An 8,852-nucleotide genomic window follows, 5' to 3' on the forward strand; every position below is an offset into this window, starting at 1 on the left:
GGCCGCTCAAAGGCGGGCCGACTGGCGTGCCTCAAAAGATAAGAACGCGGGAAAGCGGACGGCTTTTCTTACCGCCTCTGTGCGGGAGGGATTGAGGAATGACTGGTTCCCGGAGCAAATAACGGGCCGCCTGCGACAGGAATTTCCCGAAGATTCGGCACGACACATTTCCTTCAAAAGTATGTATCGCTGGATCAGCAAGGATTCCAGGAAGTATGAAAAGAAGAAGCCCTTCAGAGGTTTTTTTCGCTACCTTCGCCACAAACGCCCTGGGAAACGTCTTATTCATGGCAAAAAATGCGCTTTTCCAGCACTTCCCTGCATAAGCACCCGCCCCGAGGAAGAGAGTCATGGCCATTGGGAATGCGATCTTGTACATGGAAATGGACAAAGTGGCTATATTTTGACGGCTGTTGAGCGAAAAAGTGGCTTTCTTATGGCCGCGTACAGTGCAAAACGAACAAGTACGGATATTTCATCAGCGATAATAAAGCTTTTTTCTCATGTTCCAAAAGATTTTTTCAGGAGCATCACATATGATCAAGGGAAGAAATTTTTAAATTACAAGCAGATAGATGCACACTTTGGGACCGCAAGCTACTTTTGCCATGCTGGCTGTCCGGGGGAACGCGGACTCAATGAACAGACAAATGGGCTTCTTCGTCAATTTTTCCCCAGTATAGGAGTTTCAAGGGGATAACGCAAAAAGACATGGAGAGGGCGGTGGCACTCATCAACCACCGCCCGCGCAAGAAGTTCGGTTACAAGACAACTGTGGAAAAAATGAGGGAAGACGGGGTCTTCTTTGTGTCAACTTTCGTTTGACAATCTGCCCAAAGGTTCCCTCCCCCGCATCTTCTCAGCGCAACTGGACGATGGTCATGCCGTCGCCGCCGCGGTCTTCCGGGGCAAGGGCAAAGTGTTCCACAGCCGGGAAGCCGCGCAAAAAATCGTGGATCTGCCGTCGCAGCGCGCCGGTGCCGCGTCCGTGCACCACTTCCAGCTCATGGAAGCCCGCCAGCAGGGCCTTGTCGAGGAAGCGCTCCACTTCGGCCAGGGCCTGATCCGCACGCATGCCGCGCAGATCGAGCTTGAGGGCGGGGGCGCTGTCGTCAGTCCGCGCGCGCACGGCCCGGCCCACCGCCGAGGGGGCGGCGACGGGAGCGGCGGCCGCGGGCAGGCGCACGTCCTTCATGGCGGCCCAGAGGCTCACGCCGTTGAGGTCAAGGCGCAGGCGGTTACGTCGCTCGTCGATGTCGGTGACGCGGCCGCGCTTGTTGAAGGCGGTGTGCAGCACCTCCTGTCCCACGCGAAAGTCGGTGGCGGCGGGCTGGGGCGCGGCCTGTTCTTCCGGCTGCGCGGGCGCGGCCAGCGAGGCCCGCAGACGGGACATCTCCCGCAGGGCCTGCTTCTGGGTGGCGCGGCCTTCCTTCCAGGCGCGCATGAGCTCCTGTGCCTGCGCGCGTACCTCGTCATGGAGGCGCAGGCGTTCCTTCTCGTATTTTTCGCGGGCGTGCTCGGCCTCCCGCCGGGCCTTGTCCTGCGCCTTTTTCAGATCGCGCAGCTCTTCTTCCCGGCGGGCGGCCAGATCGTTGAGGCGCTGGAGCACCTGCCCCGTCTCCTGTCCGTCCTGCAAAAGATATTGCTCCGCCCGGCGCAGGATGCTGTCCGGCAGGCCGTGTTCGCGGGCCACGTCCAGCGCCTGACTGGCCCCCACCTGATCGTAGGCCAGCCGGAAGAGGGGTTTCTTGCTCTGCGGATCAAAGAGCACCGAGGCCGCCCGCGCGCCGTCCCGGGTGAGGGCGTAGCTCTTGAGGGCCGGGAAGTGCGTGGCCGCGAGGGTGTAGGTCCGCTTTTCCAGCAGCTCGTCCAGCACGGCCTGGGCCAGCGCCGCCCCCTGCGCCGGGTCGGTGCCCGCGCCGAATTCGTCCAGCAGCACGAGGGCCTCGGCGTCCAGATGCTTCCAGGCCTTGCCCAGATGCTGGATCTGGGCCGTGAAGGTGGAGACGTTGTCCGCCAGGCTCTGCTCGTCGCCGATGAAGGCGTCCACCCGGCCGAACCACGGCAGATGCGAGCCCGCGCCCGCCGGGACGGGCAGGGCGCTCAGGGTCATGGCGGCCATAAGCCCCAGCGTCTTGAGGCAGACGGTCTTTCCGCCCGCATTGCCGCCGGTGATGATGAGCGCCCGCTCGCCGGGCCGCAGCACGATGTCCAGGGGCCGCACGCGCCGCCGGGCCTCCTCGCGGGCGTCGGCCGCGTCGCGGGCGGTGCGCCGTTCGCCTTCACGCGGTGTGTGGCGAGTCTCCTCCGCCCGGCCCAGCAGCAGGAGCGGGTGACGGGCCTCCAGCAGGCAGATGCCCTCGGCCGCCGGGGTCAGGGGCACGCAGCGGCCGTCATAGCTTTCGGCCAGGCGGCGCTTGGCCTGCAGGACGTCCAGCCCGGCCAGCAGATCGAGAGCGGCCCGTGCGCCGGGCAGCTCGGCCAGCAGCAGGGAGCGCAGATAGGCAAGGATTTTCTGCTCTTCCTCGCGCTCTTCCCGTTTGAGTTCCTGAAGGCGGTTGTTGATCTCCACCAGGAACATGGGCTCGAAATAGCAGGTCTCGCCGGTCTGCGACCAGTCATGGATGATGCCTTGCATGCGCCCCTTGAAATTGGCCTTGAGCGGCAGCACATAGCGGTCGGACGAAAGGGTCATGAATTCGTCCTGCAGATAGGGCAGCATATTGTACTGGACGGCGTAATCCTTGACCTTGCGCATGCAGCTCTGGTGCAGGCGGCGGAGTTCGCTGCGAACCTGATGCAGTTCCGGCGAGCTCTCGTCGCGGATGTAGCCGTCGTCGGAAAGGCAGCGGTTGAGGGCCGCGGTGAGCTGCACCGGCAGGGGCGAGCGGCGGGCAAAGTCCAGCAGATGCGGCCATTGCGTCTCGGCTTCAGGCACGGCGATGGATTCCACGGCGGCCTGCGCCAGACGCAGCACCTCGCGCAGGGCCCAGAAGGCATCGGTATCCGGCTGGGCGTGCGGACGCTCCACCGCGCGCAAAAGACCGCTCACGTCCGGGAAGGCCGTCAGCATGAAGCCGCCGCTGCCCAGCGGACGGGCCGCCCAGACGCGGGATTCGTCAAAAAGGCGGGCCTCCCGCGTGACGGCATCGGCATCGGCAAGCGGGGCGACGCGCAGGGCGTGTTCGCGTCCGACGCCGGAGGTGCAATGCCCGGCCAGATGGGCGATGACGGCGTCAAATTCCAGAGCGGCAAGGGTTCGCGCGTGGATCATGGCAAGAGGGGTGGCCGGGAGGCCGTCTGAAGGTGAGCGGGATGGCCTCCCCGGGGGAAGGGCAGGCAAAAAAACGAGAAAAAGGCCGCGCAGCGGCACGGCCTCCGGCAGGAAACTTATTGGGGCGTCAGGCGCTGCTTGACGGCTTCGGAAAGCTGCTTGCCATCCACACGGCCCTTGTGCGTGGCCATGATGGCGGAGATGACCTTGCCCATGTCGCGCGGCGTGGACGCGCCCACGGCGGCGATGGTCTCCCCGATGAGGCGGTCGAGCTCTTCCGCGCTCAGGGGCTGGGGCAGGTATCCCTGAATGACGGCCAGCTCCTCGGCTTCCTTCTGGGCCAGATCGGGACGGTTGGCGGCCGTGTACTGCTCGATGGAGTCCTGGCGCTGCTTGCCTTCCTTGATGATGACGTCCAGCATCTCTTCATCGTTCAGCGTACCGCCGGGGCGGCGCAGCTCCACCAGGCGGTTCTTGACGGCGGTCTTGAGCAGGCGCAGCACGGACAGGCGCACGGCGTCCTTGGCCTTGTAGGCCTGCACATAGTCTTTATCAATCTGTTCAAACAGGCTCATGTCGATATCCTCACGGGCCGGGACCCGGAAAAAATCAAAAAGCGGGAAGCCCAGAGCAGGGCCTCCCGCAAACGGACAGCGTCGCTTGCGCCCCAAGGGACGCGGGCGCGACATTACGCCGCGTTCATCTTGCGCATCTTCTTCATCAGGCGCTTACGGGCAGCGGCCTTTTTCTTCTTGCGCATCACGCTCGGCTTTTCGTAGTGCTGACGCTTTTTCATTTCGGACAGCACACCGGCCTTTTCCACCTGCTTCTTGAAGCGGCGGAGCGCAATATCAAAGTTGTAATCGTCTTCGTTCAGGAATACACCGGGCACAGACATCACCCCCTTTTTTCAGGGCTCCGGCCGTGGCCGGGCGCTCGGCGACCGCAGCCGCCGTCGTTCCAAAGTGAACGAAAAGCGTCTATATACCGTTTTTCCCCGCAAGGCAAGTCTTTTTTCTCCAGAGGGAGGGCGGCGGGCAAAAAAACAAAGCGCCGCCCCGTGCGCGCCATGCGCCGTCCTCCTTCCTACCGGGATGGCCTGAGGCGCTTGAGATGGTTGCAGCCTTCCTTGTTGCCCTTCCGGCAGGCCGTTTCAAACCATTCCAAGGCGGCGGCAATGTCCTTTTGTCCCCCCTTGCCCTCCGCATACAGGGTGCCGAGTTGCACCTGAGCGGCGGGAAAGCCTTGTCGGGCCCCTTTCTCGAACCATGCGCGCGCCTTGGCGTAATCCCGGGGTACGCCCTTCTTCCCTTCGCAATAGAGGAGGCCGAGCATGTACTGGGCGAGCAGAAAGCCATTTTCAGCGGATTTTTCCCACCATTGGCGGGCCGTTGCGGCATCCTCCCGCACGCCCTCGCCGTTGGCGTACATGACTCCCAGATAAAACTGGGCGCCCTCGTCATCATCGGCGGCGGCCTTTTCCCAGTATGCGCGCGCCCGGGCATAATCCTGCTTCACGCCGAGGCCTTCGGCATACAGGCAGCCGAGATTGCGATCCGCCGGGGAGTAGTCCTGCGCGGCGGCCTTTTCATACCAGTGGCGGGCTGCTGCGTAATCCTGCTTTACGCCGCGACCTTCGGCATACATCGAGCCGAGAAAGTTCTGTGCCGTACAAAAGCCCTGCTCGGCAGACTTTTTGAACCAGTGAACGGCCTTGGCATCGTCCCGGGGAACGTCCGTACCTGTCATGTACATGTATCCGAGTTTGCATTGCGCGGTTTGCTTGCCTTCTTCGGCCTCCCGCTGGATTTCCGCAAAGGATGTTTCCCAGGGGGAGGCCGCAAAGGCCGCCGTGCCGCCAAAAAGCTGTACCACAAGGAAAAGCGCAAGACAGAGGATTTTCATGGGGCCTCCTTCGGGTGATCGATGCCCTCGTCTGCCTGCCGCGCGGGCGGCCTGCGTCGGATACGGCGGAAAACCCGGCAAGCATGGCGCAGGCAGCGTGCCGTCTGTCTGAACAAAGCGGGCACACGCACAACCGTATGCCCGCTCCCTCAAAAAAACAGCCTGTCAGACAGGATGCCGCGCAGCCCGTGCCGGGACGGGATGCCCGGCCTGTCCCACACATGGGGAGCGGCGCCGCGCGTGTACCGGCCTAGTCTTCCAGGGCGTCCTTGAGCATCTTGCCGGGACGGAACTTGATCATCTTGCCTTCGGCAATGGTGAGTGTCTCGCCGGTACGGGGATTGCGTCCCTGCCGGGCCTGACGGGTCTCCACGCTGAAGGTGCCGAAACCGGTGAGCGTCAGCTTGCCTTCTTCCACGAGGCTTTCTTCCACGGCGGCAAGAAAGGCGTTGAGCACACGTTCGGCGGCGGCCTTGGTCAGATTGGATTTGGCCGCGATGTTTTCGATAAAGTCTGCCTTGGTCATGAAACTATCCTCCTACACATATCCCGGCCCCCCCGGCCAGGTGTCTTGTACGGCGGGCAAAAAAGGAAGTGTGCACGGGGCCGTACGTAAAGAGGGGAACAATTTTTCAGGAAGCTTGTCAAGCTTTGGCGGCCAAAAGGGCGCTCAGGCGATGAAAATCCGCCACGGAAAGCTGTTCCGGGCGCAGCTGCGGCGCAAGTCCCGCCTCTTCCGGCAGAGTGAACAGGGCCGCATCCCCGCAGCGGCGAAAAATGCCGCCGATCTGCTTGCGTCGCTGCTGGAAGCAGAGCTTCAGCAGGCGGGAAAGTTCGGTCGTATGCGGCGGGCGTGCCGCTGCCGGCAGGGGCTCAAAGGACAGCACGGCGGAATCCACCCTGGGCGGCGGACTGAACGCACCCGGCCCCACGATGAACTCCAGCCGGGGGCGCACGAAACTCTGTACCCAGACCGACAATGCGCCGTAATGGGACGTGCCCGGCCGGGCGGCCAGGCGCTGCCCTACCTCCTTCTGCACCATGAAGACGCCGCGTTGCAGGCCACGCGCCTGCGCCACCATGTCCCAGAGCATGGGAGAGGCCACGTTGTAGGGCAGATTGCCCGCGATCTTCCAGGGACAGGCCGGCGTGATGCGCGACCAGTCGAAGCGCAGGGCGTCCGTCAGCACGGCCTGCGTGCCCGGGCCTGCCTGCCGCTGCCGTTCCGCCGCCCAGTGATCGTCTTTCTCCAGCAGCAGGAGACAGGCGTGCGGCTGCTCCTCCAGCGCGCGGGTCAGCGCGCCCGGCCCGGGGCCGATCTCCAGAACGCGGTCTTCCGGCTGCGGCAGCAGCAGGGCGGCGATGCGCCGGCAGATATGTTCATGCTTCAGAAAATGCTGGCCAAGGCTTTTCTTGGCCGCGGGCTGGGCGGATGCGGCGGGAGTGTGTGGCATGCTGTCTTCCGTGTGCGCGTATCAGGGCAGGTCGAAGCGGTCAAAGGAAAGCATGAGCCCGGCCCGGCCCTGCGTGACGGAGCGGAGCTGGGTGGAAAAGCCGAAAAGCTTGCGCAGCGGGGCCGTGGCCTGCACCTGCTTGAGGCCCGCCCGGTCCTGAAGGTCGTCCACCTTGCCGCCGCAGGTCCCCAGCAGGCTGATGGCCGCGCCCAGAAAGTCGTCCGGCACGCTGATCGTGACGCGCATGATGGGCTCCAGCGTCACCGGCGAGGCGGCGGCCACGGCCTCGCGCAGGGCCTGTCCGGCCGCAAGATGCGTTCCCGGTACGGTGGTCAGCCCCTCCGTACGCTCCACCAGTTCTAGGCGTACGGCCACATCCTCGAGGGGATAGCCGGTACGCTCGCCGCTTTGCAGGGCATCCCGCACGCCGGAGAGGGCGGCCTCCAGCAGGGCGCGGGGCAGCAGCCGCGCCGCCTCCTGCGGGTCGGCAGGCAAAAAGTCGCCCACGGTGACGGCATTGCCCGTGCCGCGCTCACGCGGCGCGACGGCAAGGCGCACATGTCCCTGATGATGCTCCTTGCCGAGATCGCGGTCAAAGGTCACATCGGCCTCGCCGCTCCTGCGTACGCTCTCGCGCAGGATGACCTGTGGATGGCCGGCCCGGGGGCTGATGCCATATTCGCGGCGGATGCGCTCCAGCAGGATGTCCAGATGCAGCTCGCCCATGCCCGAGACCATGCGGCAGCCGGATTCCTCGTCCTGCCGCACCAGCAGGGTGGGGTCCTCGGCGGCATAGCGCTCCAACGCCTCGTCCAGCACCTTGCCCTCGTCGGCATTGCGCGGCTCCAGCGCAAGCGTGATGACCGGCGCGTAACTTTCGATGGCCTCCAGACGCACTTGCCGCTCCCGGTCCGTGAACGTCTCTCCGGTATGGGCCGAGCGCAGCCCGATGATGCCGACGATGTCGCCCGCGGACGCGCTTTCGAGCTGTTCGCGGCGGTCGGCGTGCATGCGGTAGATGCGCCCCACCCGTTCATCACAGCTCCGGTTCACGTTGCGCAGGCTCTCGCCTTCATGCAGCGTCCCGGCATACAGGCGCAAAAAACACAGCTTGCGGCCGTTCTCCATGAGCACCTTGAAGACCAGCGCCGCCACCGGGGCCGCCGGATCGGCAGGGATGACGACTTGCCGCCCCTCCGCATCCGTGCCCGTGGGCGCGGGCACGTCCAGCGGCGAGGGCAGCCAGGCGCAGACGCCGTCCAGCAGAGGCTGTACGCCGCTGTTGCGCAGGGCCGACCCGCAATACACGGGCGTCACGACACGCGCCAGCGTCGCCCGGCGCAGGGCCGCGCGGATGTCCTCCGGCCCGTAGCCGCCGCCAAGATACCTCTCCAGAAAATCGTCGTCGGCCTCCGCCAGCTTTTCCAGCAGATGTTCCCGCCAGGTGGCGCACAGCTCCGCCGCCTGCGCCCCGGCCTCCGCCACGGGCCTGCGCTCCACCGTGCGGCCCTGATCCTCCGCCGAAAACGTCAGGTACTCCTCGGCCAGCAGGTCCACGAGCCCCTGGAAGTCCTCTCCCTGTCCCACAGGAACGGTCAGCGGCAGGGGATTGGCCCCGAGCCGCTCCCGCAGCGCGGTGAGCACGGCCTCGAAGTCCGCTCCCAGACGGTCGATCTTGTTGATGAACGCCAGCTTGGGCACGGCAAAATGCTCGGACTGCCGCCAGACGGTCTCCGACTGCGGTTCCACCCCGGCCACGGCGCAGAAAACCCCCACCGCCCCATCCAGCACCCGCAGCGAACGTTCCACCTCAATGGTGAAATCCACATGCCCGGGCGTGTCGATGAGATTGATGGTATGCCCCGCCCACTGGCACGACGTGCAGGCCGAGGTGATGGTGATGCCCCGCTCCTGCTCCTCCGGCAGATAATCCATAGTGGCCGTGCCGTCATGGACTTCGCCCAGACGATGGATCTTGTGGCTGTAAAAGAGCATGCGCTCCGAAAGCGTCGTCTTGCCCGCGTCGATGTGGGCGATGATGCCGATATTGCGAATGTCCTGCATGGGCTGTCCTGTACGATGGTTCACATGTTCCGCCAAAACGCTCCAGTACGGGTGGACGTCGTCCGGGGGGAAGGGGAGGCTCTCGCTCTGCTGTCGATGCCCGTAAGGCTCCTGCGTCGCTAACGGGCACGGCCCGTCCGGGGGGAAGGGGAGGC

General features: G+C 64.6%; 8 protein-coding genes. 1 reads left to right on the forward strand and 7 read right to left on the reverse strand.

The annotated features are described in order from the left end of the window. Positions 1-700: IS30 family transposase (locus Q0J54_RS11435; RefSeq protein WP_296305836.1), on the forward strand; the 700-nt coding region annotated here is incomplete at its 5' end. Between the two features lie 159 nt (positions 701-859). Here the strand turns inward: Q0J54_RS11435 and Q0J54_RS11440 are convergent. The 7 genes from Q0J54_RS11440 to fusA all read right to left on the reverse strand — a co-directional run bounded on the left by Q0J54_RS11440 (position 860) and on the right by fusA (position 8,697). Continuing rightward, positions 860-3,274, reverse strand: a complete 2,415-nt coding sequence (locus Q0J54_RS11440; protein WP_296305838.1) for a Smr/MutS family protein — start codon at positions 3,272-3,274, stop codon at positions 860-862. A 116-nt stretch (positions 3,275-3,390) separates the two neighbouring features. Continuing rightward, complete coding sequence (locus Q0J54_RS11445) at positions 3,391-3,849, reverse strand: GatB/YqeY domain-containing protein (protein WP_296305840.1); 459 nt, start codon at positions 3,847-3,849, stop codon at positions 3,391-3,393. A gap of 113 nt (positions 3,850-3,962) precedes the next feature. Beyond that, positions 3,963-4,166 carry a 30S ribosomal protein S21 gene (rpsU, locus tag Q0J54_RS11450; RefSeq protein WP_296305852.1) on the reverse strand — a complete coding sequence of 68 codons (204 nt, stop codon included), beginning with the start codon at positions 4,164-4,166 and terminating at the stop codon, positions 3,963-3,965. A gap of 194 nt (positions 4,167-4,360) precedes the next feature. Next, the gene (locus Q0J54_RS11455) at positions 4,361-5,179 is read right to left on the reverse strand and encodes a tetratricopeptide repeat protein (protein ID WP_296305844.1); all 819 of its coding nucleotides are present in this window, start codon (positions 5,177-5,179) and stop codon (positions 4,361-4,363) included. A gap of 250 nt (positions 5,180-5,429) precedes the next feature. Then, positions 5,430-5,705: an HU family DNA-binding protein gene (locus Q0J54_RS11460; protein ID WP_296305846.1), complete on the reverse strand. Its 276-nt coding sequence runs from the start codon at positions 5,703-5,705 to the stop codon at positions 5,430-5,432. Positions 5,706-5,823: 118 nt separating this feature from the next. Next, a complete protein-coding gene (gene rsmA / locus Q0J54_RS11465; RefSeq protein WP_296305848.1) occupies positions 5,824-6,633 on the reverse strand; it encodes a 16S rRNA (adenine(1518)-N(6)/adenine(1519)-N(6))-dimethyltransferase RsmA in 810 nt (269 codons plus the stop codon). Positions 6,634-6,654: 21 nt separating this feature from the next. Beyond that, positions 6,655-8,697 (reverse strand): elongation factor G, encoded by a 2,043-nt coding sequence (gene fusA / locus Q0J54_RS11470; protein WP_296305850.1) that lies wholly within the window; start codon positions 8,695-8,697, stop codon positions 6,655-6,657. Positions 8,698-8,852: the final 155 nt, after the last annotated feature.

Origin of the sequence: uncultured Desulfovibrio sp., from assembly GCF_944324935.1 — a bacterium.
GTDB lineage: Bacteria > Desulfobacterota > Desulfovibrionia > Desulfovibrionales > Desulfovibrionaceae > Desulfovibrio.

Excerpts from the sequence above, each read along its gene's own strand:
- Q0J54_RS11440 (WP_296305838.1), bottom strand. The coding sequence starts at position 3,274 with ATGATCCACGCGCGAACCCTTGCCGCTCTGGAATTTGACGCCGTCATC.
- Q0J54_RS11460 (WP_296305846.1), bottom strand. The coding sequence starts at position 5,705 with ATGACCAAGGCAGACTTTATCGAAAACATCGCGGCCAAATCCAATCTG.
- Q0J54_RS11455 (WP_296305844.1), bottom strand. The coding sequence starts at position 5,179 with ATGAAAATCCTCTGTCTTGCGCTTTTCCTTGTGGTACAGCTTTTTGGC.
- Q0J54_RS11445 (WP_296305840.1), bottom strand. The coding sequence starts at position 3,849 with ATGAGCCTGTTTGAACAGATTGATAAAGACTATGTGCAGGCCTACAAG.
- fusA (WP_296305850.1), bottom strand. The coding sequence starts at position 8,697 with ATGCAGGACATTCGCAATATCGGCATCATCGCCCACATCGACGCGGGC.
- rsmA (WP_296305848.1), bottom strand. The coding sequence starts at position 6,633 with ATGCCACACACTCCCGCCGCATCCGCCCAGCCCGCGGCCAAGAAAAGC.